Origin of the sequence: Candidatus Aalborgicola defluviihabitans, assembly GCF_016705985.1 — a bacterium.
GTDB lineage: Bacteria > Pseudomonadota > Gammaproteobacteria > Burkholderiales > Burkholderiaceae_C > Allorhodoferax > Allorhodoferax defluviihabitans.
The window spans coordinates 141,468-163,231 of sequence record NZ_JADJKN010000011.1 but is presented as its reverse complement, the minus strand read 5'-3'; the positions used below and the strand labels follow the sequence as shown (position 1 = coordinate 163,231).

Genomic DNA, 21,764 nt, shown 5'->3' with positions numbered 1-21,764 from the left:
AGCCAGAACCGGTTGCCAGACTATCTGGACCATGGGCGTAACCGCATTGCCCATGGCTACTTCGACATCAACCTTGAAGTCGTTTGGGACACCGTTCAAACAGCATTGCCTGCGTTGAAAAGTCAACTTGACGCATTGCCACCAACGTGAAGCGCGTGCCGCAGCGGGTTCGCAACTTGCAAAAATAGGTCAGCCAACCCGCTTCATTCGTATTTGCACATTGGTGACCGTGACGCCATCCGGGCGGACCAAGGGTAGCTCCTTCACCTCAAGATACTTGAGCGACCGAACCAGGTCGCTAAGCTTCTTGAACCCGTAGTTTCTGGCATCGAAAGCTGTTTCGATCTTGCTGATATGGCTACCCGCCACCTAAAGATGCCCATCCATCGTCGCGCGCGTTGGCGTCAATGGCAGCAATCAAAAGTGGTTGTAGTTTGCGGACGTCGGCCACTGCTATCGGCTCAACACTCGCCTCCGCTTTTATGGCGTCCTTCTGCGGGGCTGGATCCGCCCGCAAAATTTCCGTATAAATGAACTTGTCGCACGCAGCCACAAAAGGTTCGGGCGTTTTCCGCTCACCAAAACCGTAGACTACTTTGCCCTCTTCGCGGATGCGGGTAGCTAGGCGAGTGAAGTCGCTATCGCTGCTGACCAAGCAAAAGCCATCCACGGTGTCATCGTGCAGCACGTCCATGGCATCGATGATGAGCGATGCGTCGGTAGAGTTCTTACCCGTGGTGTAGCTGAACTGCTGGATGGGCTGAATCGCCATCTTGTGCAATACCTCTTTCCAACCCTTGAGGTTGGTGGTCGTCCAGTCGCCATAGGCACGTTTGATAGTGGCTGTGCCGTAGCGCGATACCTCAGACAGCAGCTCTTGGATGACGGATGCCTGTGCGTTGTCGGCATCAATCAAGACGGCGAGTTTTTGGTTGTTGTTGGTTGCCACGGTGATCCTCCCTAAAGTTTGCGCCATTAAGTTTGCGCCATCGTACAGGCGGCGCGCCAGACCGTATAGTGAAGTGTTTCAGGGAGAAATTCATATGGCCAAGGCACGATCAACCAAGCGCCAAAGCCGCGCACTCAACACGATGCATGAGAAGGCCTTCGGGCTTTGTGCCATTGGCTTTGTATTCTTGATAGCACCTTTGTTGGCAGGCTCATCACCCTTCTTGAAACCCCTGGCAACAGCCTTGCGTATTCCAGGAGGGTTGGCATTGGCAGCAGGTGTGGTGCTGCTGTGCCTGCACCACTTCACCAAGGCAAAGGTTGCCAAGTCCAATTTGCAGCCTCAGACAATTACCTCTACACCGACTTCACAACAGCCGGAGACGACTTGGACTTCAGCCGTGTTTGCGGCCATCGAGTGGCGCCGGTTCGAAGCGGTATGCGAATCGCTATTTGGCCAAGCTGGTTTTGAAACCAAATCGCAATCCCATGGCGCCGACGGTGGTGTGGATATCTGGCTACACAGTCGCAACGCCACTGGCCCAGTGGCCGTGGTGCAGTGCAAGCACTGGCAGGGCAAAGCGGTTGGCGTAAAGGAGATGCGCGAGTTCTATGGCGTGATGTCCGCGCACCAGCTCAAGCGCGGCACCTATGCCACCACGTCCACCTACACCACAGACGCAACGCAGTTCGCAAAGGACAACGGCATCAATACGCTGGACGGCAAGGCTCTGCTGGCCTTGATTGCCAAACGCACGCCCGAGCAACAACAAGCTTTGCTGGCCGTAGCGTTTGAGGGCGAATACTGGCGTCCCACCTGCGCGAGTTGCGGCATCAAAATGGTGGAGCGCACACCCGCCAAGGGCGGCGCCAATTTTTGGGGGTGCACCAACTACCCGCGCTGCAAGTCCAGGTTGCCCATGGTGGCGGCGTTGCGTTGAGATTCACTATTATTTTCATAGCTACTTGCGTATATCCTACGAGGGCTAGAGGCCGATTTCGCATAAATAGACCTGCCACCGTTAAACCTCACTCCATGCGCTCGGCGGGGTTTAAGTTGTGGCAGGCCTGAGGGTGCTGCAGCACCCAAAACCCGTATCATTTGCGGCTATGTGCTACTCCGCCCAAGTCATTGAAGCCTACGATGAATACTGCGACCAGTTTGGCGCAGCCCTTGACATTGAGGGATTTGCGCAGCTCTATGGCATGAAGCTGTACGACAACCGCGCTGCCACCACCCCTGCGCTGGATGCCGCGATAAGGGCCGACCAGCGTGCCGGCTTTCAGAAAGCGCGCGAGGCATTGGAGCGGTTTCAGGCCCAACAAATTGCCACACTGGCGCAAGAGTTGGTTGATCAGCGCGAGCGTCTTGCCAAAGCCGAACTGGCTCTGACGACCAAGCTGACGAAAAAGGCGACAGACGATAAGCGCATAGCCACCAACAAAATCGAACGCGCGCTAGAGAAGCTAGAGAGCTTGCAGCGCGCTGAACGCAAGAGCGGCGATTCGCGGATCTACCCCGGCTACTACGTGCCCGTACTCATCCTGGAAAACGGCAAAAAGATAGTGCGCCCTATGCGCTACCAGTGCCGTATTGCAGGCAGCCCGGAAAACTTTGACCAACGATTCCCCGGGACCTACAACGCGCGCTTAGACAATTTGGACGGCTTCTGGCGCAAGCAATTTGGCTATACCCATGGCGTTGCCATCGTGACTGCTTTCTACGAACACGTGGTTGCGGCCAATGGCAGCAAAGCGATTCTTGAATTCAAACCACGCGGCGGCCAAAACATGTACGTGGCTTGCTTGTGGTCGCACTGGACAGCACCCGGCAAACAGGACCTGTATTCATTCGCCTTCATTACGGATGAGCCACCCGCCGAGGTTTTGGCGGCCGGTCACGATCGCTGCATCATTCCCCTCAAGCGCGAAAACGTAGACGCCTGGCTAGACCCGGACCCCCATGATTTGGACTCGCTCTATGACATTCTGCAAGACCGGGAGCGGCCGTTTTACGACCATAAGCCCGTGCAATAGCTCAGGGCGGCGGCAACATGAATCCGTATCATTTCCGGATAAGCGCACCGCAACGAGATTCTGGGGCGCACCTCTAGTGTGGAAGAGTTGGTCTGCATGAGCAAGCCGGGTGCTTCGTTCCAGCATTGTGGACACAATTACTATGTTTTTAGTAGCTGCTTGTGCATATTCCACGGGGGCTACAGGCTGATTTTATTAAATACTTCCAAAAAACTCCTCCTCTTTGTCAGCCAGCTTTGCCGACGCCCTCTTCCCCAAGGTGCGCCAGCGCGTGCTGGCTGTACTGTTTGGCACACCCGACCGCAGCTTCTATGCCAATGAGGTGATTGCGCTGGCCCAGTCGGGCACTGGCGCTGTGCAGCGCGAATTAGCTGGCCTGTCTGACGCCGGCTTGCTCACCGTCACCAAGCAGGGCAACCAAAAGCACTACCAAGCCAATACCAATGCATTGATATTTGCCGAGCTGCGTGGCTTGGTGCTGAAAACCATGGGCTTGGCCGATGTGCTGCGGGCCGCATTGGTGCCGCTGGCGGCGCAGATTGATCTGGCCTTCGTTTATGGATCTGTGGCCAAGCAGCAAGACACCGCGCACAGCGACATTGACGTGATGATCGTCAGCACTAGCCTGGGCTACGCAGACGTGTTTGGCGCGCTGGAGCCTGCCACCAACACACTGGGGCGCAAGGTCAACCCCACGTTGTACACACCAACCGATGTGGCCAAGCGCATCCAAAGCGACAACGCTTTTGTGACGCGCGTTTTGCAGCAGCCCAAAATATGGTTGATTGGCAACGACGAGCAACTGCATGCAACAAGCACTTGATAGCCTGTGCTACCTCACACGCTGAGCTTGGGCCCCGAGGTGTGGCGTGTGCTGGACCAATGCCACAACACCCGCAACCTCAGTGAATATGAGGGCTTGATGGAGGTGGATGAGCGACTGGTTACCGACTTGATCGTGGCCACACAAGCCGTGGCCGACGCGATTGGGCAACTGCCGCGCTGATTGAAAGTTGCTACGTTTTTGGGAAAGGGATTTGAATTTCACCCCGAGACCACCACCCACCCTATCTGTTCTATTGCAAAGGCTCTGGCGCCGATGGCGTGGGCGAATACACGACCGATGGGTTTGTGGTGCTCAAGGGCTCCAAAGGCCGCATTGAAAACGTAGCCGTGACCATGGGCCGCTCGGCCAACGGTTGAAGAATTGCTACTGTTTTTGTAGCTGCTTGTGTATATTCGACGAGGGCTGGAGGCCAAAATCCGTGGACTACCCCGTGATGATGGGGCGCAGGGCTTCCACTTCATCCACCAGAAAATCAAACAGCGCCGCCACACGTGGCGTGTGGCGCAGTTCGGGCGTGGTCAGCACCCGCCAGATGCGGGCCAGTTCGGGGATGGGGCCCAACACGCGCACCAGGTCGGGTTCGGCGTCGCCCAGCGCAGTGGGCAACGCCGCCAGGCCGATGCCTGCCTTGGCTGAGTAGACCAGCCCCAGCACGCTGTTGTTGCGCGCAACAAAGTGCGCCTTGGGTGCCACCTGCGCCAGCCAGCTGGCGGCGCGGTGCTGGGCCATGGTGTCGTCAAAGCCAACCCAGTCGTGGCGCTCCAGGTCTTCCACGCTGTCGGGCTGCCCACGCCGGGCGATGTATTTGGGGCTGGCATACACCGCCCAGAGCGAGTCGCCCACCTTGCGGCCCACCAGCGCGTTGTCATCGGTGTCGCCCGAGCGCAGCGCGATGTCGACCTCGCCTTTGGCAAAGTCGAGGTATCTGTCGCTGGTCACAAACTCCACCTGCAGCGCGGGGTAGCGGCTGCGAAAGCGGTCCAGCAATGTGGAGTTGCTGATGCGGTAGACCAGGGGCTCCGGGCAGGTCACCCGCACTACGCCAGTTACATCGCGCAGAAAATTTTCCACATGCTGGGTCAGCGCGACCACCGCTTGCTCAACCTGTTGCGCCAGCGGCAACAGTTGCTCACCAAAAGACGTCAGCCGGTAACCAGTGGAGTGCCGCTGCACCAGGGGCTGGCCCAGGTTGCGCTCCAGTTCAACCAGGCGGCGCTGCACAGTGGACTGGTTGACCCCCAGCGCACGACTGGCAGCGGCGGTGCCTTGGTGGCGCGCCACGGCCAGCAGGTATTTCAGATCATTCCAGTCGAGCATGGGTGGGCCAAGGCTGATGGGGCAATGCAAATTTGCAACCCCATTATGCGGGTCTGTGCCTTGTGACGCACGGGCCCGGTGCCTAGACTGGCCCTGTCAATTCGCCACCAACCGCACCCACCAGGAGCCCAACATGACCGTTCTTTCTCCCCCCGCCAGCAGCCCGGACACGCAAGCGTTCAAGTCGTCGGTGCGTGCGCAGTGGGACCGCTGTGCCACCGGCTGGGACCACCACACTGCCGCCATTCACTCCTGGTTGCGTCAGCCCACCGATGCCATGCTGGACATGGCGGGCATTGCCCCCGGTTGCGCGGTGCTGGATGTGGCTGCAGGCGCTGGCGACCAGACCCTGGACATTGCCCGTCGCGTGGGCCCCACCGGGCGCGTGCTGGCCACCGATCTGTCGCCCGTCATTCTGGCGTTGGCCCTGCACAACGCACAACAGGCGGGGCTGCGCAATGTGCAGACACTGGTGGCCGATGGCGAGGACCTGGCCGTGGAGCCCACCAGCTTTGACGCCGTGGTGTGTCGGCTGGGGCTGATGTTTTTTCCTGATCCGCTGCAAGGGCTGCGGGGCATGCACCGCGCCTTGCGTCCGGGCGGAGGCATTTGCACCATGGTGTTCTCGCGGCCGGAGCGCAACCCATGTATCGGCATTCTGATGTCCACGGCCATGCAGCATGCGGGTCTGCCCGCCCGCGATCCGTTTACGCCGGGTGGCCTGCTCAGCCTGGGCAAGCCGGGCTTGGCCGATGCACTGTTTGGTGCCGCGGGTTTTCAGGAGATTGCCACCACAACTCTGGATGCCCCTTTTCACATGCCCACAGCGCGCCACTACCTGGACTTCGTCCGTGCGTCGGCCAGCCCGATCCAGCAAATCCTGAGCCGTCTATCGCCCCAAGCCGCCAATGACGCATGGGCCGACATGGAAGAAAGTCTGAGCACCTTCGCCACCCCCGGCGGCTGGGTGGGGCCGAACGAATTGCAGCTGACCGCTGCGAGGCGCTAACCGCTGGAGATTTGCTACGTTTTTGGTAGCTGCCTGCGCATATTTTGCGAGGGCTAGAGGCCTATTTGGTATAAACTTTTGTCGGCCAGCGCTCCCCACGTCGACCACACCGACCACGCTGTTCATGCAGTTATAGGCCAAGCGGCAAAATCACAGGCCACCGTTGCCCTACCCTTTGTACCTCGCCATTTAGCCCCTTCCCATGCTGAGCACCCTCCAAAACCTGCTAACCAGTTTCTTCATGCCGGATGACGCAGCACAGGCACACGGCGGTGGCAACCTGCAGTTGGCTACGGCCGTGTTGCTGTTTGACGTGATGCGTTCGGACGACAACATCAGCGTCGCTGAGCGCACCCAAGCGCTGGGCAGCTTGCGCCAACGCTTTGCCTTGAGCGAAGAGGCCTTGGCACAGTTGATGGCGCAGGCCGAGCAAACCGCCATGCACGCCAATGATTACTTCAGCTTCACCAGCCTGATGAACGACCAGTTCACCCAAGCGCAAAAAATCCAGGTGGTTGAGTTCATGTGGCAAGTGGCCTACGCAGACGGCACGCTAGACGCCAATGAGAACCACCTGATCAGCAAGATTGCCGGCTTGTTGCACGTCACCCAGGGTGAGTACATAGCCGCCAAAATGCGTGCTAAAGAAGGCGCGCAGTCAGGTCACTGAATTTTATTTGTTTCTCATAGTTGACAAAATAACAAATCTGTCAATAATAAGAAACTAAATGAATCAAAATCTGTCAGGCTCGGGCGAAACCAGCACCACACAATTGCAAGCGCTTGGCGCGCAGATTCGCGCCCAGCGCAAGTCCTTGCGCCTCAGCGCCACCGTCACGGCCGAGGCGGCGGGCATGTCGCGCGTAACGCTGCACCGTATTGAGAAGGGTGAGCCTTCGGTCACCATGGGCGCTTGGTGCAACGCCATGGCTGCGCTGGGTATGGTGGTGCAGGCGCGCAAGCAAAATGACGCGCAGTCGTCCGCCACGCAGCCGCCGGACCGTATGGATTGGATTCCGGTTCGGGTGCGGCTCACCGACTACCCGCAGTTGCGCGCGCTGGCGTGGCAAGTTCAGGGCACCGACACGCTCACCCCTTCTGAAGCGCTAGACATTTACGAACGCAACGCGCGGCATTTGGATTTGCAGGCCATGTCTGCAGACGAACTGGCGTTGCTAGAGGCATTGCCGTTGGCCTTGTCACGCAACCCTCTCGCAATAAAGGGCGGTGGTCATGCAGTTTGAACGCCCGCACCACCAGCGCATTGCCCATGTGCTCAGCGCGATGGACGGCACTATCCTGCGCCAGCACGGTTGCCTGTTTGGTGGCGGCACCTGCATTGCCATGCGCTATGGCGAATACCGTGAGTCGGTGGATATTGACTTTTTGGTGTCTGATGCGGCAGGCTACCGCGAGCTACGGCAACTGCTCACCACACCAGCGGGCTTGGCCCCCATCACGCACGCGCACGCGATGCCTTTGGTGATGCTGCGCGAGATCCGGGCCGACCAATATGGCATTCGCACCATGGTGCAGATGGACGGGCAGGCCATTAAGTTGGAGATCGTGCGCGAAGCCCGCATCACGCTGGAGCTGCCCCAACCCAACGACACAGACAACGACACCATTTGCGGCGTAAGCACGCTCACCCGGCTCGATTTGGCTACCTCCAAGCTGCTGGCCAATTCAGACCGGCAAGCAGACGATGGGGTGTTTAGCCGCGATGTGATTGACCTGGCCATGATGGGCCTGCCCCTGCCCACTCTGCGCGCCGCACGGGCCAAGGCCGAGCAGGCCTACGGCGCCAGCGTGGCGCGCGACTTGGCTAAAGCCATAGACCGACTGCAAAACCGCCCAGGCTGGCTAGAGCGCTGCATGCAAGTGATGGCCATGCAATTGCCCAAGGCGGTACTATGGCAAAAAGTGCGGGCGCTGCGGCGCATCGTGCCCGCAAGTTAAAGCCTACACCATGCCCCGCCGCAAGCACCACCATGTCTACGTGATTGAGCTTTCCAACGACGTACTCCACGAGCCGCGCTTTCGTAAAAACAACCCGGACTATGTGGAGGGCAAGCCCTGCGTTTATGTGGGCATGACGGGCCTGGACCCGGATGTGCGCTTTGACAAGCACAAGGCGGGCATCCAGGCCAACCGCTATGTGCAGCAATACGGCCTGCGCCTGTTGCCCGATTTGTTTGAGGCGTTCAACCCCATGCGGTATGAGGATGCAGTGGACAAAGAGATCGAGGTCGGCATAGACCTGCGCTCGGCGGGGTTTGGGGTGTGGCAGGCGTGACGGGCGCGGGTTTGGCGTCCATCCTACGCAAGTAGGGCCAAAAACAAATAACCTACACATCAATCGGATGCTTGGCCTTGCCCGTTGCTGCAAACGCATCAAGATTGGCCAGCGTGGTACTGGCAATGGCGGCCAGCGCATCGTCGGTAAAGAAGGCTTGGTGCCCAGTCACCACCACGTTGGGGAAGGTGAGCAGGCGAGCAAACACATCGTCTTGAATGCCCGAGCCAGACAGGTCGCGGAAAAACAGGCTCGCCTCTTCCTCGTACACATCCAGCCCGAGGCTGCCCAGCGTGCCTGCTTTGAGCGCATCAATCGCGGCCTGGGTATCCACCACCGCGCCGCGGCTGGTGTTCAACAGCATGGCACCGTGCTTCATGCTGGCAAAGGCGGCGGCGTCAATCAGGTGGTGCGTTTGGGGCGTGAGCGGGCATTGCAGGCTGACGACGTCGCTGCGCGCCAGTAGCTCCACCAGCGGAACATACTGCACGCCCATGGCCACACATGCGGGGTTGGGCGTGGGGTCTGTGGCCAGCAGTGTGCAGCCAAAGCCGGTGAGCAGGCGGCAGAAGGTCTCGCCAATGCGGCCTGTGCCCACCACGCCTACCGTGCGGCCATGCACATCAAAGCCAAGCAGCCCCTCCAACGCAAAATTGCCCTCTCGCACGCGGGCATAGGCACGGTGGATTTTTCGGTTCAGCGTGAGCAACAGGGCCAGCGTGTGCTCCGCCACCGCGTGGGGTGAGTAGTCGGGTACGCGGCCCAGAGCCAAGCCCAACTCTTGCGCAGCCACCAGGTCCACCTGGTTAAACCCCGCGCAGCGCAACGCCACCAAACGTACGCCCAGATCATGCAGACCCTGCAACACGGTGCGATCGAGCTGGTCGTTAACGAACACGCATACCGCATCCGCCCCGGCGGCAGTCGGCACGGTGCTGGCATCCAACCGCGCTTCCAGGAAGTTGAAGCGGTGGCCGCTGGCACCCTCAGCAGCATTGGCGCGTTCCAGCGCATGGCGATCGTAGGAGCGGGTGCTGTAAACAGCAACTTGCAGGTTGGCCATGGGTTTTCTCGCAGAGTGTGGCCCATCGTACAGTGCAGCAAAAGATGCCTCGCACATAATCCGCATAGCGGCGCTGGCGCAACCTGCCAACTGCACCACTTTCAGGACACCACCATGAGCCAACTCAAACTCACCTATTTCGACGTTAGCGGCGGTCGCGCCGAGCCAGCACGCCTGGCGTTTCATATTGGCGGCATTGCGTTTGAAGACAACCGCTTTCCTGGCGCGCAATTTGCCGAGGTACGCAAGGCCACGCCTTTAGGCCAGGTGCCCACGTTGCACGTGGATGGCGTACTGGTCACCCAGAGCGATGCCATTACGCGCTACGCCGGCAAGCTGGCTGGCCTGTACCCCACGGACGCCTACCAGGCCTTGCTGTGCGACGAGGTGATGGATGCCGTGGAAGACGCCAACGTCAAGCTCGGCACCACCTTCGGCCTGACCGGCGACGCACTCAAAGTGGCCCGCACCGCGCTGGTGGAAGGCCCGCTGCCGTTGTACCTGCGCTGGCTGCAAACGCAATTGCAAGCCCATGGCGGCGACTACTTTGCCGACAACCGCCTCACCATTGCCGATCTGAAGGTTTTTGTGTTTCTGAATGGCCTCAACTCGGGCCGGCTGGACCATGTGCCAACCGATCTGGTGGCAACCGTTGCCCCGCTGCTCAGCGCCCACCTGCAACGCGTTGCCAAGACCCCTGCTGTTGCCCAGTATTACGCCCAGTTGGGCGCGTAACGGCTTGGCACTACTCACCCTCAAGCCGGTTAACGCCAACGTGCACAGTGTGCACCTGGCCGACGGCACCCATGTGGGCAACCTCAAGCGGGTGGGGTCGGTGTGGAAGTTCAAAGCCGTGGGTTACGACACCCACGGCGCCGTAGAACCAGGCTGCGGCCCGCTCACCAACCAGCACAACACCGTGTTTGCCCAGCCCGACGCCGCGGCCGTGAACAGGCAATTGGGGAGCCACCTGTCATAGCAAACGGTGGGATGGTGAACAACATGAATTTGGAAAAAATTGATGACTAACGCAGAGTGGTTTCTCCTGGTGGGGACTTTGCTGCTGGTAATGGGGCTGACCTTTACCCTGCTCAAACGTACACCCATTACGGCTGCAATTATTTATTTGCTGGTGGGCCTGATTTGTGGGCCCAGTGGACTCAACCTGTATCACTTCAACCCGCTCAAGGATTCGGCACTGCTGGAAACGTTGACCGAGGTTGTGGTGCTGATTTCGCTGTTCTCGGCGGGTGTGAAAATGCCGGGGCCCTTCAGCCTGGCACGCTGGCGCACGCCGATTCTGCTGGCCACCGTGTCCATGACGATTACCGTGGGGCTGATTGCCGCGCTGGCCTACTTTGTTCTGGGACTGCCGTTGGGCGCGGGTGTACTGCTGGGGGCCATCTTGGCACCGACCGATCCGGTACTGGCCACCGACGTGCAGATTCGCCATCCCGGTGACCGCGACCAATTGCGTTTTACCCTGACCTGCGAAGCCGGCATGAACGACGGCAGCGCATTTCCGTTTGTCATGCTGGGTTTGGGCCTGCTGGGCCTTCACGACCTGGGCGACTACGGCGTGCAATGGTTTCTGGTAGACGTGTTATGGGCCACGGGGGCCAGCATTGCGATTGGCGTGGTCGCCGGCGTGGCACTGGCCAGGCTGGGGTGGAAACTGCGCCGGGCACCGCATCAGCACGAGTTGCTGGACGACTTTCTGGGCCTGGGCCTGATTGGCGTGGTCTATGGCATTACCGTTTTGGCGCACGCATGGGGATTTTTGGCCGTGTTCTTTGCAGCTGTGGCGTTGCGCCAGACCGAACGCAAGCTGACCCTGTCCAGTCATGAGCACACTGACAACCACCCACCCACTGGCATCGACGAGGGGCAGGTGCCCACCGTCAGCGCGGGTTCGCTGGTCTTCAAGGAGCATCTGGAACGGCTCTCGGAATTGACCCTGGTGTTGATGCTGGGCGGCACGTTGTTCATCAACTCCTGGTCGTGGGAGGCCGTGGGTTTGGCGCTGTTCGTATTTTTGGTGGCCCGCCCGGTCAGCGTGCTGGTTGGACTGTGGGGCACCGGTACTGCGCGGCCCATGCGCCTGCTGACGGGCTGGTTTGGCGTGCGCGGTATCGGTTCGCTGTATTACCTGATGTACGCCATTGAACATGGCCTGCCCGAGGCGCTGAGCCTGAAGCTGATCCAGCTGACAATCATCGTGGTAACGCTGTCCATTTTTCTGCATGGCACCAGCGTGAAACCCTTGCTGGATCGATTCTGGCCGCCGCGCAAGCCGGCTCAGCCATAAAATCGGCGCATGAAAAAGCTGTTCGCACGCGTCGCGATCCAGGCCTTTCTGGCCATGGCTCTGTTGCCGGCAACCCACGCCGCAACGAACGCAGCCTATTGTTCCAAGCCGGTGCGCGTGGCGATGTTCGAGTTTGGTGTTCTATACCGGGCCGATACCTCCGATGGCATGGACGTGCGCATTCTGGCGGAACTGGAACGTCACAGTGGCTGCACATTTGAGCGCGTGTATATGCCCCGTTCACGCATCTGGAAAGAACTGCAAATGGGCCGTTTGGATATGGCCACTTCGGCCATTCCCACGTCCGAGCGCAAGGTGTATGGCTACTTGCTGCCGTACTTCAAGGCCCGCAACGTGGTCTTGATGCGCCGCCAGAGTGCGCCGGTCGATGTGAACCAAACCACTTTTGAAAATGGCAAGCTGCGCCTGGGCGTGGTGCGCGGCTTTCGGCATGAAGCAGACTACGACACCATGGTAGCCAAGCTTTCGGCACATGGGCGCGTGGTAGAAGCGGTCGATGTGGTGGACCTGTTTCGCCTGTTGGACCGCAAAGTAGTCGACGCCATTTTGAGCCAGCCCATTGTCTATACGCAGTATTTGGCGGCGTCGCGGCTTGATGAAGACCTTACCCTGCACGACTGGGCTCCAGCTGATCAGTTTTCTGTGGGTGCACTGATTTTGGCGCGCGCCTCGTTCACAACTGCGCAAGCCAAACATTGGGACGAATTGCTGGTGGACATGCAAAACGATGGAACTCTCTATAAAATTGCGCGTGAATTTTTGCCCGCCAAGCAGGCACGCGATTTCATCTACACCGGGCCCCGCAGCCCCGAATAGGGCCGCGAATCCCTTCTCCAACCTGCTCTTTTACCTATAAGTTTATGAAAAAACTCAACGTCACCATCCAGCTCGAAATGTCCGTCCCTGATGATTGGGAGCTGGCACAAACGTCCGAAGGCACGCCCGTAGTCAAGCTGCCCAACGGCCAGTTCATGGACGTGGCCATCGAACCCCTGTTCGCCACCGACCCCGAAGAAACCTGGTCCAGCACTGAAGACGAAGATGTGCTCAACGACATTCTGGACATGGTGGACAGCGAGGCCGTTGCGTACGCGTTTGTCAGCGAGTAAGGAATGTCTGACACCCCCATCCTGCACACCGCCCGCACCGAACCCGATCAACTGCAGATGGACGCTTGGTCCAACGAGCCGCTTTTGGTGTCGCTGGAAATGGGCGGCGCCAATTGGCCCAGCTCGTGCCGCGCCGGCACCTGCCGTACTTGCGTAGGACAGTTGCACAGCGGCACGGTGCGCTACGCATTGGAGTGGCCGGGTCTCACCATGGAAGAGCGTGCGGAAGGCTATGTACTGCCCTGTGTGGCCTACCCCTGCACCGATGTGGTGGTGCAGCAGGGCTACTGAGCCAGACGCGCCAACTGCCACGCCACCTCGGCCATAGCCGGGCGCTCTGCGGGCACCGGGTTTAAGCAATCGTGTGTGATTGCCGCCATGCCGTCCAGAGCCGCAGTGGCATCCACCAGTGCCAACAACTCTTCCAGCAAATAGCCAAAGGCGCGTACCTCCAGCGCTTGCAGGGCACGGGCCTGTGCCGCATCCATCACGGGTAGCAGGGTGCCCGCACCAAAGTCACTCAGCAGCGCCTGGCCGCTGACGGGGTTCCACAGAATGTTGTGGGCGTACAGGTCGCCATGCATGACACCCCGCTGGTGCAGATGGGCCACGGCGCCCGCCATCTGGCTGGCCACGCGCAGCGCCATGGCCGCTGACAAGCGCAGGCCGGGCGGGAATACATCTCGCGTGCAGGAATCCAGACTGGGTGGCCCGCCAAGGTTGACGAAGCCGGGCGGAATCAGCGGCAACAGCAGGCCACTTGCGCCCTGTGGGTGGCCCGCCAGAGCGGCAAAAGGCGTGCACAGCGCGGGGTGTTGGCCAGCGGCCAGGCAGGCGGCCAGTTCATGCTCGGGCAGGCCATCGCTGGTGACGGCGCCCTTGAACACCTTCAGTGCAAGGCTGGCAGCACCATCATGGCGATGGGCACGGTAGATGTGGCCCGACGCGCCCTCGCCCAGCAAGCCATCAACCTGCAAATCGTTCCAGTGCACGGTGGGTAGGGCTGCAGGCTGCGGCTGGTGCCAGCCCAGCGGGTTGCCAGCCAGGGCCAGCCAGCTCAGGCGTGGCAGTTCGGTCAGCCAACCGGGTAGTGCTTCGAACTGATTGGCCGAAAGGCGCAACAGCTCCAGTTGCAGGGCTTGCGCCAGACTATCGGGCACAGCGCGCAGGCGGTTGCCGGCCAACATGCATTTTTGCAAGGCCGCCCGCTCACCCAGCTCAGTAGGCAGTTGCGCGATGGCATTGTCCGTAAGGGTCAACCAGCGCAGTTGGGGCGGTAAAGCACCAGCGGGCACCTGCGCAATCTGGCAGGCCTTGAAACCCACCATTTGCAGCTGCGCACAGTCGCCCAGCACCTCGGGCAGGTGGGTGAACGGGTTGTTGGAACAGAAGATGATCTTGAGCCGGTGCAGACGTGGCAGGTCGTGCGGCAACTGCTGCAGCTGGTTGCCGGTAAGGTTGAGCACCTCCAGCGTATCGGCCAAATCGAACACCTCTGGGGGCAGGGTCTGCAGACCGCAAGACAGGTCCAGGCGGCGAATGCCCGCCAGCGCGCCGCTACGCAATTGTTCCAGTGTGTGCAAAGAATCAAACCTCAAATCAACCCGCGTTGCGCCAAAAGCCTGCGCTGCGGTCGTTGCCCACCATGGTACAGGGATAGCGCACAATGCCGCTTCAACCCTTACCCCCTGACAATCCCGAAAACCGCAACGGAGCCGCCCATGAAAGCCACCTGGAACAACACCCTGATTGCCGAGAGCGATGACATTGTGACGGTAGAGGGCAACAGCTACTTTCCTGAAAGCGCACTCAAGCGCGAATACATTACCTTCAGCAATCACAAGACCTCCTGCGCCTGGAAGGGGCAGGCCAGCTACTACTCGCTGATTGTGAATGGCGATCTCAACATTGACGCTGCCTGGTACTACCCCGATCCCAAGCCCGAAGCCGAGGCCGTGCGCGGCCGCGTGGCATTCTGGAAGGGTGTGAAGGTCGAATAAAGGTTAACGACTCCATTCTGCAGGAGCCTTCGCATGCACGCACTAGACATCCTCCACTTTTGGTTTGACGAACTCACGCCCAAGCAGCACTTCGAAAAAGACCCGGCCCTGGACGACGCCATGCGCAAGCGCTTTGGCAGCACCCTGGAGGCTGCTGCGCGCTGTGAGCTGTATGCCTGGCGCATTACAACGGCGGGGCGGCTCGCCGAGATCATTGTGCTGGACCAGTTCTCGCGCAACCTGTTTCGCGACACACCACGCGCCTTTGCGCAGGACGCGCTGGCTCTGGTGCTGGCGCAAGAACTGGTGGCCAGCGGGCAGGACCGCAGCTTGCCGGTAACGCAGCGTGCGTTTGCCTATCTACCCTATATGCACAGCGAGTCGGTGGTGATCCACGAACAAGCAGTGCAGCTATTTGCCCAACCCGGACTGGAAGGCAATCTGGACTTTGAAATGCGCCACAAGGCCATCCTCGAACGGTTTGGCCGCTACCCTCACCGCAACCAAGCGTTGAACCGCCCATCCAGCGCGCCCGAGCAGGCGTTCCTGAGCGAGCCCGGCTCGTCGTTCTAGAAAGCCCGATTTGCAAAACGACGACAAGCAGGATTCCACCAAACCCACCATGGCTGTGCCCAGCGGGCGCGGCTCGCGCCTGGCCCGCCTGGGCTGGATGGCCACTGGCATTGCCGGCAGTATGGTGGCCGAAGGCGCACGCCAACTTGCCCAAGGCAATCGCCCCAAGATGAGCAATTTGCTGCTCACGCCAGCCAATGCGCGCCGAGTGGCAGACCAACTGGCCAAGCTGCGTGGTGCCGCCATGAAGGTGGGGCAACTGGTATCCATGGAAACCGGCGACCTGCTGCCACCGGCCCTGGCCGAAATTTTGGCCCGCTTGCGCTCGGACGCCCGCGCAATGCCCAGGGCGCAGGTAGCGGGTGTGCTGGAGGCCAATTGGGGCAAGGGGTGGGAGAAGCGGTTCAAGCATTTTTCCTTCACACCGCTGGCGGCGGCATCCATTGGGCAGGTGCACCGCGCGCAGACCCGTGACGGACGCGACCTGGCCATCAAGATTCAGTACCCCGGCGTGCGGGAAAGTATCAACAGCGACGTAGACAACGTCGCCGGGCTTCTGCGCATGAGCGGGCTGCTGCCACGCGAGATGGATATCAAGCCCCTGCTGCGCGATGCCAAACGCCAGTTGCACGACGAGGCCGACTACCTCAAAGAAGGCGACTATCTGCAACGCTACTGCACGCTGCTGGCCGATGCACCACAGTACCAACTGCCCGCCCTGCATGCCGACCTGACCACCCACTGCGTGCTGGCCATGGACTACGTGGGCGGCGTACCGTTGGAATCACTGATCGACGCACCCCAAGACACGCGCAACCGGGTGGTGGAGTTGCTGTTTGCGCTGCTGCTGCGCGAGGTATTTGAGTTTCGCCTGGTGCAGACCGACCCTAATTTTGCCAACTACCGCTATGACACGGCTACGCAGCAACTGATCCTGCTGGACTTTGGTGCCACCCGGCCCTACAAGGCCGGCATGGCGCGGGATTTTCGCAACCTGATGCGCGGCGCCATGGCAGACGACCGCGCCACCATGGCCAAGGCCTGTCTGGCCATTGGCTACTTCGACGCCGAAAGCCAGGAACGGCACAAAGAGGCCGTGCTGAACATTGGCATGGATGCGCTGGAGCCCTTCTGTCTGCCCGGCCCCTACGACTTTGCCACCACCGATCTGCCCGAGCGCGTACGCGCCGGTGGTCTGGCACTCGGTATGGACCGGGCGTTCTGGAAGCTGCCGCCCGCCGACGCCATGTTGTTGCAGCGCAAATTTGCCGGGTTGTACCTGCTGGCCATCCGCCTGAAGGCCTGCGTGGACATCCACGCCCTGATGCAAAAATAAACTTACCCCTTCCCGCTGTGGGCTAGGTTGTGGATAAACATGTTCACAAAGCGTACAAGCCGCTCCAGGCTTGGGTTTGCAGACCGTGCCTTGTTTTTAGGCAGCGTTGCGGTGGTCTGATTTTGTGGGTGTGGACTGTGCTAGGTCGCCCAGCGCACCGGTGCCTCCATGGTGTCGGGCATCATTGCGGCATGTTGATCGACTCCACCCCTAACCCGCTGCCCATCCGCCGCCGCACCGTGTTGCTTGGCGCACTGGGCGCTATTGCGCTACCCGCCACTGCGCCGCTCCGGGCCTTGCAGGTACCGGGCGGCATTGCCCGCCTATCCTTGGGCGCTGTCGCGACGCGCCCCAAAGCCTTTGCCGGCGATGTACCGCTGTTGGTGATGGGGGATGCGCGTGGATGGACCGCGCTGGTGGGCATTGCGCTATCGACGCCGCCGGGTGAAGCCCACGTTAGCTTGCAGACCGAGGCAGGTGCCCGACAAACCCTGACCTACACCGTAGCACCCAAACACTACCAGGAACAGCGCCTCAACGTGGCGCCGCGCACCGTAGATCTGTCTCCCCAGGACCAGGCACGCTATGAGCGTGAATACCTGCATCTGGCCAGCGTCATGGCCACCTTCAGCGAGCCGTTCCCAACGGAATTGCAGTTGCGCATGGTGGCGCCAGTGGCTGGGCGGCGCTCCAGTTCATTCGGGTTGCGCCGCGTCTTCAATGGGCGATCGCGCAATCCACACAGCGGCATGGACATTGCGGCCGGCATGGGCACACCGGTTCAAGCGCCACTGCTAGGACGGGTCATCGATACGGGGGACTACTTCTTCAATGGCAACACGGTCTGGCTGGACCATGGCGGCGGCCTGATCTGCATGGTGTGCCACCTGAGTGCCATCAGTGTGCAGGTAGGCGATGTGGTGCAAACCGGCGCACCGCTTGGCGCCGTGGGCGCTACCGGGCGCGCCACTGGCCCACACCTGCACTGGGGCGTGTTGCTTAACCGGGCAATGGTGGACCCGGCGCTGTTTCTGGCAGCATCGCCCTCTGGTATTCAGGGCTGCAGCCTTAGCGGTTGGTCACGCTCAATTCCGCACGCGGCTTCCAGTCAGCGTCGGGGGTCACCACTTTTGCAGCACCCAGAAACAGGCGTTCGCTGGTCAACTTGCGGCTGGCCAGGTAATCCTTCACCACCACGCCGCGCTGCAGGGCCAGCGTGCGCATGGCGTCTTCATTCACGGTGATGCTGGCCAGCAGCAGTTTCTCCATGTCGGCTTCTGGGATGTCTTTGGCCAGGCCCACGATGTTGCGCGGCTTGGTGATATCGGCACGGCGGTACACATTTTTCAATAGCGCCGCGTATTCAGCCTCGGTGACAGCGGCCACTGTGGCTTCGGCGTCCTGGCCGGAAACGGCTGCCCGGCGACGCTTCTCGGCCAGTATCTGGGCCTTGAGTCGTTCACGCTTGAGGGCATCGCGCTCGGCATCGAGACTGGCCGTGCCAACCACGGTAACGCGCAGCGCAGGCTTGTCGAGCAGAGCCTTGGCAATCTGGTCCAGCCCCTGTACGGCAGCGGGCATCAGTTCGCTGCTGCCGGGTGCAAAGACCACGTTACTCATGTCCTGCCCGCCATTGCCACCACCAAAGGCATGGGTCAGCAGCGCAAACGGAGCAGTCAAGGCCTTGCCAATCAGATTGGTGATGACCTTCCAGACCACGGCACCAATACTGAACTGGGGGTCATTGAGCGAGCCACTGATCGGCAGGTTGAGGTCAATCACGCCATTGCTGTCGGCCAGCAGGGCCACGGCCAGTTTGACCGGCAGGCTGTTGGGGGCGCCCTCCACCTTGTCGCCAAAGCTCAACTGGTTGAGTACCAGGTTATTGCTGGCGGCGAGCTGTCCGTCGGGCTGCACGGTGTACTTCACATCCATGCTGAGCTTGCCGCGCTCGATGCCGTAGCCCGCGTACTTGACCGAGTAAGCGGTCAGCGGCGCCAGGTCCAGGTCACGCACCTTGCCCTGGATGTCCAGCGCCAGTGGTTTGGCCAGCGGGTTGACCTTGCCGGTGACTTCCAGCGTGGCAGTACCCTCGGCACGGCCACGCAAAGCCAGATCGGCCAGCTGCACCACGCCCCCCTGTGATTCGGACGCGAACTGGCCCAGTTTGCCATTGAGCTCAGTCAGGTCGGCCGAGTAGTTGGGCTTGATAAAGTGGTCCGAGAACAGAACCTTGCCATTGACCAGGTTGATGGGCCCTACGGTGACTTGGGCGGCCAGCGCGGCCGGCTCGGTGGCCGCCTGCGTTGCAGGGGTCGATACAGGCACGGCGGCGTCGGGCTTGAGCAAATCCTGCAGGTTCAAACGGCCTTGGGGGCTGACAATGATGCGGGCAAAAAAGTCGGACAGTGTGGCTTCACGCACCTGTACGCGCGTGGCAGTCCCTGGCGCCATGGTCAGGCTGATGCCGGGCACGTTGAGCGACTTCCAGCTCAGCAATTCTTCAGCCAAACCCAGGTCGGGACCCTCGACTGGCACACCGTTGGCGGTAGCGGTATCCACCACGCTATTGGCACGAAAATCTTCCAGCGCCGCGTCACCTTGCAACTGCACCTCGGCACCTGCGGGTGTGGCGGCGAAATGTACCTGGCCTTTGTAACTGGCATCTGCCCGCAGCACAGACAGGCTGAGCTGGTTGGCCAGGTAGGGTGCCACTGCGTGCAAGGGAATGTCGGTGGCCTGCACGGTGCCCTGCACCGCCACGGGCGCCCAAGCCACCGTGCCACGGTATGTCAGGTTACCAGGGTCGGCACGGCCCGATTTGACACGGGCCGACACGGTGAGGGCCGCAGGCTTCGCACCCTCAAGCGTCGCATTTTGGAGTTTGAGTTGCACCGCCGAGGCTTCCAACCGCACCGGGCGGGTCAAGCTGCGGTCGTCCAGACGAAAGGCGCCGTCGGCAATGGCCAGCTCACCCAGCGCGACCTGCCACGCTGGAACGACTGGGCTAGCGGCGGAGCCAGTGGCCGGGGCCTTGAGCCAGCGCTGCACCATCCACTGCCCCTGTGCATCACGGTGGGCCATGGCGCTGGGTGCGCGCAGGGCGATCTTGGCCACGCTGCCGGTTTGCGCGTTCAGGTCGAGTTGGGCACCAGTGATTTCGAGCAGCTTGAAGCGCGGCATGTCAGCCGCAGCGCGCTCGGCATTGGTGGAGTTCGTGGCATCGGCTGGTGGCTGCTTGGCAGCCTTGAGTGCAAAGTCGCGCACGGCCAGGCGCTGTACGGCTAGCTGCAGGGCTTCGGCAGTTTTTCCATCGGCTGCAGCTGCGTGCCAGGTGGCATCCAGCTCGGCATCCAGCAGGCCCAGCACACCGGGTTCCAGATGTTTCGCCAAGTAGGGCGTAGCCAGGTTCAACTCTGCGTCTCCCAGCGAGAGGTGCGCCGTAGCGCTGGCTGCGCTGCCCTGCCCCTTGAAGGTCAGGCGTGCTGTCTTGTCACGCGACGGCACGCTGGCCGAGCCTTCAAAAGGGCTGGGGGCGTTCGTCAGCGGCCAGCGCAGGCTGTTGGCCTGCACTTCCAGTTGCGCCAGGTTGAGGCGCGCTGCCGGCTGGGTGCTGTCATCGGCCCATGATGCATCGCCACGGTGCAGGGCAAAGTGCTCCAGCGTGAGTGTCCAGGCATCGCTTTTTACAGGAACCTTAGTGTCATTTTGGCCGCTAGCCCTCGCAGAAGCTACACGGGCAGCTACTTTCTTTATAGCAACTTTGATTGGCTTGGGGGCTTCCAGCGCCAGATTGATACGGCCAGCGCGGTTGCGGGTGCCCTGCAACTGGGGCGCGTTGATGGTCAGCGATGCCAGTTTGACCACACGCTCCAGCGGGCGTACATCGCCCAACACAGTTTCCACCGATTCCACATTCAAAAAGGGCACACCGGTTGTATCTGCAACCGCCAGTTTTGAGACTGCAAGCTTGCCCGACAACGCGACTTTCGGCGTTGCCGCCAGCTCAAACACCAAATGCAAATCGGCGTCTACCACCGCTCCCTGCAGGCGCACTGGCAGACTGCTGGGCAGGTAGGGCAAGTAAGGGGCCAGGTCCAGATGGGTGATCTTGAGCGCGGCATCGCCCTTGTTGGTTTGGGCGAAAGGCGTGCCTTCGGCAGCGGTGTCAAAGGCGCTGCCATTGAGTTGAAACGCCAGGCGCGGCTGCACCGTGATATTGCGCTTGGAGTTGAGCGTACTCAGAAACGGAACGGCCAGGTGCAAGGCGCGCACCGCGTGGTGGCGCACGCCGGTGGGCAGGTGATCGGTAAAGTCCACCGAACCACCATCGAGGGTAATGTTGTACAAGGCAAACGCCAGTGGGGCCGAGTCCGGCTCGGCAGAAGGCTGGCTCAAGGTCTGCAAAATATCGTCTACGTCGTAGTGGCCATCGCCTTGGTGGGTGAGCTGTAGCACAGGCCTATCCACTGTCACCGCATCCAGTACCGGTGCCAAACGCAGCAAGGATTCCAGTTCAGCATCGGCATAGACACTGGCAATGGTGAGCTGCGGCGTTTTGCCGTCTGCTGCGGCCACCGCAATGTCATTGACGGTCAGCTCCAGCGACCAGGGCCGAAAGGACACCTCCCCGACGGTGAGCTTGCGCCCCAGGGCTGCGCTGCCCTTGTCTTCGATCAGGTGCTTGACAATGGGCGGCACGGCGAGCCACGCCAGTACCCACACCAGCAGCAATCCGGCAAGAAACCAGCGCGCACGGCGCAACCAGTGGGGTGGGATGGACGTTGGCAACTGCATGGGGGCGCTCTCGAAATGGCGTTCAGAGGGGAGAACGCCGATTTTAAGACGCCGCGCTGCAACCGCATTCCGTTTGCGGCTATCCTTTGCCACAAACTGTGAG

25 protein-coding genes and 1 pseudogene are annotated in these 21,764 nt (G+C 60.8%); 20 read left to right on the top strand and 6 right to left on the bottom strand.

Going from position 1 to position 21,764, the window contains the following annotated elements; all coding sequences use genetic code 11:
- The coding region (locus IPI80_RS13260; protein WP_413860836.1) for a DUF86 domain-containing protein at positions 1–150 on the top strand (150 nt) is incomplete at its 5' end.
- A gap of 39 nt (positions 151–189) precedes the next feature.
- Here the strand turns inward: IPI80_RS13260 and IPI80_RS13255 are convergent.
- Positions 190–369, bottom strand: a complete 180-nt coding sequence (locus tag IPI80_RS13255) for an OST-HTH/LOTUS domain-containing protein (protein WP_413860822.1) — start codon at positions 367–369, stop codon at positions 190–192.
- On the bottom strand, positions 359–949 hold the full coding sequence (locus tag IPI80_RS13250; RefSeq protein ID WP_413860820.1) for an NYN domain-containing protein: 591 nt from the start codon (positions 947–949) through the stop codon (positions 359–361). Before IPI80_RS13250 ends, IPI80_RS13255 begins: the two co-directional genes overlap by 11 nt.
- A gap of 94 nt (positions 950–1,043) precedes the next feature.
- On the opposite strand from IPI80_RS13250, the gene IPI80_RS13245 reads away from it, so the two are divergent.
- From IPI80_RS13245 to IPI80_RS13230, 4 genes are all read left to right on the top strand, one after another.
- Positions 1,044–1,889 (top strand): restriction endonuclease, encoded by an 846-nt coding sequence (locus IPI80_RS13245; protein ID WP_413860818.1) that lies wholly within the window; start codon positions 1,044–1,046, stop codon positions 1,887–1,889.
- A 169-nt stretch (positions 1,890–2,058) separates the two neighbouring features.
- The gene (locus tag IPI80_RS13240; RefSeq protein ID WP_413860816.1) at positions 2,059–2,985 is read left to right on the top strand and encodes an SOS response-associated peptidase family protein; all 927 of its coding nucleotides are present in this window, start codon (positions 2,059–2,061) and stop codon (positions 2,983–2,985) included.
- A 223-nt stretch (positions 2,986–3,208) separates the two neighbouring features.
- On the top strand, positions 3,209–3,808 hold the full coding sequence (locus IPI80_RS13235; protein ID WP_413860814.1) for a transcriptional regulator: 600 nt from the start codon (positions 3,209–3,211) through the stop codon (positions 3,806–3,808).
- A gap of 6 nt (positions 3,809–3,814) precedes the next feature.
- Complete coding sequence (locus IPI80_RS13230) at positions 3,815–3,991, top strand: hypothetical protein (protein WP_413860812.1); 177 nt, start codon at positions 3,815–3,817, stop codon at positions 3,989–3,991.
- A 264-nt stretch (positions 3,992–4,255) separates the two neighbouring features.
- On the opposite strand, the gene IPI80_RS13225 is transcribed toward IPI80_RS13230, so the two are convergent.
- Entirely contained in the window at positions 4,256–5,149 is an 894-nt protein-coding gene (locus tag IPI80_RS13225) for a LysR family transcriptional regulator (protein ID WP_413860810.1), read from the bottom strand.
- Between the two features lie 133 nt (positions 5,150–5,282).
- On the opposite strand from IPI80_RS13225, the gene IPI80_RS13220 reads away from it, so the two are divergent.
- The 5 genes from IPI80_RS13220 (at position 5,283) to IPI80_RS13200 (ending at position 8,454) form a co-directional block, all read left to right on the top strand.
- Positions 5,283–6,158, top strand: coding sequence for a class I SAM-dependent methyltransferase (locus IPI80_RS13220; RefSeq protein WP_413860808.1), 876 nt, complete (start codon positions 5,283–5,285; stop codon positions 6,156–6,158).
- Positions 6,159–6,360: 202 nt separating this feature from the next.
- Positions 6,361–6,828: a TerB family tellurite resistance protein gene (locus IPI80_RS13215; RefSeq protein WP_413860806.1), complete on the top strand. Its 468-nt coding sequence runs from the start codon at positions 6,361–6,363 to the stop codon at positions 6,826–6,828.
- 58 nt (positions 6,829–6,886) lie between these two features.
- Entirely contained in the window at positions 6,887–7,402 is a 516-nt protein-coding gene (locus IPI80_RS13210; protein WP_413860804.1) for a helix-turn-helix domain-containing protein, read from the top strand.
- On the top strand, positions 7,392–8,117 hold the full coding sequence (locus tag IPI80_RS13205) for a nucleotidyl transferase AbiEii/AbiGii toxin family protein (RefSeq protein WP_413860802.1): 726 nt from the start codon (positions 7,392–7,394) through the stop codon (positions 8,115–8,117). The genes IPI80_RS13210 and IPI80_RS13205 overlap by 11 nt, the downstream gene beginning before the upstream one ends.
- Positions 8,118–8,127: 10 nt before the next feature.
- Positions 8,128–8,454 (top strand): hypothetical protein, encoded by a 327-nt coding sequence (locus tag IPI80_RS13200; protein WP_413860800.1) that lies wholly within the window; start codon positions 8,128–8,130, stop codon positions 8,452–8,454.
- Positions 8,455–8,506: 52 nt separating this feature from the next.
- Here the strand turns inward: IPI80_RS13200 and IPI80_RS13195 are convergent, their stop codons facing one another.
- Positions 8,507–9,508 (bottom strand): 2-hydroxyacid dehydrogenase, encoded by a 1,002-nt coding sequence (locus IPI80_RS13195; RefSeq protein WP_413860834.1) that lies wholly within the window; start codon positions 9,506–9,508, stop codon positions 8,507–8,509.
- A 123-nt stretch (positions 9,509–9,631) separates the two neighbouring features.
- Between IPI80_RS13195 and IPI80_RS13190 the strand changes: the two genes are divergently transcribed.
- Genes IPI80_RS13190 through IPI80_RS13165 form a run of 6 tightly spaced genes read left to right on the top strand, consistent with a single transcriptional unit; the run spans position 9,632 to position 13,246 of the window.
- On the top strand, positions 9,632–10,252 hold the full coding sequence (locus IPI80_RS13190; RefSeq protein ID WP_413860798.1) for a glutathione S-transferase: 621 nt from the start codon (positions 9,632–9,634) through the stop codon (positions 10,250–10,252).
- A gap of 4 nt (positions 10,253–10,256) precedes the next feature.
- Positions 10,257–10,496: a hypothetical protein gene (locus IPI80_RS13185; RefSeq protein ID WP_413860796.1), complete on the top strand. Its 240-nt coding sequence runs from the start codon at positions 10,257–10,259 to the stop codon at positions 10,494–10,496.
- A 42-nt stretch (positions 10,497–10,538) separates the two neighbouring features.
- Positions 10,539–11,825: a cation:proton antiporter gene (locus IPI80_RS13180; RefSeq protein ID WP_413860794.1), complete on the top strand. Its 1,287-nt coding sequence runs from the start codon at positions 10,539–10,541 to the stop codon at positions 11,823–11,825.
- 9 nt (positions 11,826–11,834) lie between these two features.
- Complete coding sequence (locus IPI80_RS13175) at positions 11,835–12,662, top strand: substrate-binding periplasmic protein (RefSeq protein WP_413860792.1); 828 nt, start codon at positions 11,835–11,837, stop codon at positions 12,660–12,662.
- A 44-nt stretch (positions 12,663–12,706) separates the two neighbouring features.
- Positions 12,707–12,955 carry a hypothetical protein gene (locus IPI80_RS13170; RefSeq protein ID WP_413860790.1) on the top strand — a complete coding sequence of 83 codons (249 nt, stop codon included), beginning with the start codon at positions 12,707–12,709 and terminating at the stop codon, positions 12,953–12,955.
- A gap of 3 nt (positions 12,956–12,958) precedes the next feature.
- Complete coding sequence (locus IPI80_RS13165; RefSeq protein WP_413860788.1) at positions 12,959–13,246, top strand: 2Fe-2S iron-sulfur cluster-binding protein; 288 nt, start codon at positions 12,959–12,961, stop codon at positions 13,244–13,246.
- Here the strand turns inward: IPI80_RS13165 and IPI80_RS13160 are convergent.
- Positions 13,240–14,538, bottom strand: a complete 1,299-nt coding sequence (locus tag IPI80_RS13160; protein ID WP_413860786.1) for a leucine-rich repeat-containing protein kinase family protein — start codon at positions 14,536–14,538, stop codon at positions 13,240–13,242. The genes IPI80_RS13165 and IPI80_RS13160 overlap by 7 nt on opposite strands.
- A 138-nt stretch (positions 14,539–14,676) precedes the next feature.
- On the opposite strand from IPI80_RS13160, the gene IPI80_RS13155 reads away from it, so the two are divergent.
- The 4 genes and pseudogenes from IPI80_RS13155 to IPI80_RS13140 all read left to right on the top strand — a co-directional run.
- On the top strand, positions 14,677–14,955 hold the full coding sequence (locus tag IPI80_RS13155; protein WP_413860784.1) for a DUF427 domain-containing protein: 279 nt from the start codon (positions 14,677–14,679) through the stop codon (positions 14,953–14,955).
- Positions 14,956–14,988: 33 nt separating this feature from the next.
- Entirely contained in the window at positions 14,989–15,528 is a 540-nt protein-coding gene (locus tag IPI80_RS13150) for a DUF924 family protein (RefSeq protein WP_413860782.1), read from the top strand.
- A 10-nt stretch (positions 15,529–15,538) separates the two neighbouring features.
- Positions 15,539–16,864 (top strand): ABC1 kinase family protein, encoded by a 1,326-nt coding sequence (locus tag IPI80_RS13145; protein ID WP_413860780.1) that lies wholly within the window; start codon positions 15,539–15,541, stop codon positions 16,862–16,864.
- A gap of 191 nt (positions 16,865–17,055) precedes the next feature.
- Positions 17,056–17,904, top strand: a pseudogene (locus IPI80_RS13140) (peptidoglycan DD-metalloendopeptidase family protein); the annotation flags it as partial.
- Between the two features lie 28 nt (positions 17,905–17,932).
- On the opposite strand, the gene IPI80_RS13135 reads toward IPI80_RS13140, so the two are convergent.
- Complete coding sequence (locus tag IPI80_RS13135) at positions 17,933–21,661, bottom strand: DUF748 domain-containing protein (protein ID WP_413860778.1); 3,729 nt, start codon at positions 21,659–21,661, stop codon at positions 17,933–17,935.
- Positions 21,662–21,764: the final 103 nt, after the last annotated feature.

Excerpts from the sequence above, each read along its gene's own strand:
- IPI80_RS13245 (WP_413860818.1), top strand. The coding sequence starts at position 1,044 with ATGGCCAAGGCACGATCAACCAAGCGCCAAAGCCGCGCACTCAACACG.
- IPI80_RS13240 (WP_413860816.1), top strand. The coding sequence starts at position 2,059 with ATGTGCTACTCCGCCCAAGTCATTGAAGCCTACGATGAATACTGCGAC.
- IPI80_RS13225 (WP_413860810.1), bottom strand. The coding sequence starts at position 5,149 with ATGCTCGACTGGAATGATCTGAAATACCTGCTGGCCGTGGCGCGCCAC.
- IPI80_RS13220 (WP_413860808.1), top strand. The coding sequence starts at position 5,283 with ATGACCGTTCTTTCTCCCCCCGCCAGCAGCCCGGACACGCAAGCGTTC.
- IPI80_RS13215 (WP_413860806.1), top strand. The coding sequence starts at position 6,361 with ATGCTGAGCACCCTCCAAAACCTGCTAACCAGTTTCTTCATGCCGGAT.
- IPI80_RS13210 (WP_413860804.1), top strand. The coding sequence starts at position 6,887 with ATGAATCAAAATCTGTCAGGCTCGGGCGAAACCAGCACCACACAATTG.
- IPI80_RS13205 (WP_413860802.1), top strand. The coding sequence starts at position 7,392 with ATGCAGTTTGAACGCCCGCACCACCAGCGCATTGCCCATGTGCTCAGC.
- IPI80_RS13200 (WP_413860800.1), top strand. The coding sequence starts at position 8,128 with ATGCCCCGCCGCAAGCACCACCATGTCTACGTGATTGAGCTTTCCAAC.
- IPI80_RS13190 (WP_413860798.1), top strand. The coding sequence starts at position 9,632 with ATGAGCCAACTCAAACTCACCTATTTCGACGTTAGCGGCGGTCGCGCC.
- IPI80_RS13180 (WP_413860794.1), top strand. The coding sequence starts at position 10,539 with ATGACTAACGCAGAGTGGTTTCTCCTGGTGGGGACTTTGCTGCTGGTA.
- IPI80_RS13175 (WP_413860792.1), top strand. The coding sequence starts at position 11,835 with ATGAAAAAGCTGTTCGCACGCGTCGCGATCCAGGCCTTTCTGGCCATG.
- IPI80_RS13170 (WP_413860790.1), top strand. The coding sequence starts at position 12,707 with ATGAAAAAACTCAACGTCACCATCCAGCTCGAAATGTCCGTCCCTGAT.
- IPI80_RS13165 (WP_413860788.1), top strand. The coding sequence starts at position 12,959 with ATGTCTGACACCCCCATCCTGCACACCGCCCGCACCGAACCCGATCAA.
- IPI80_RS13155 (WP_413860784.1), top strand. The coding sequence starts at position 14,677 with ATGAAAGCCACCTGGAACAACACCCTGATTGCCGAGAGCGATGACATT.
- IPI80_RS13150 (WP_413860782.1), top strand. The coding sequence starts at position 14,989 with ATGCACGCACTAGACATCCTCCACTTTTGGTTTGACGAACTCACGCCC.
- IPI80_RS13135 (WP_413860778.1), bottom strand. The coding sequence starts at position 21,661 with ATGCAGTTGCCAACGTCCATCCCACCCCACTGGTTGCGCCGTGCGCGC.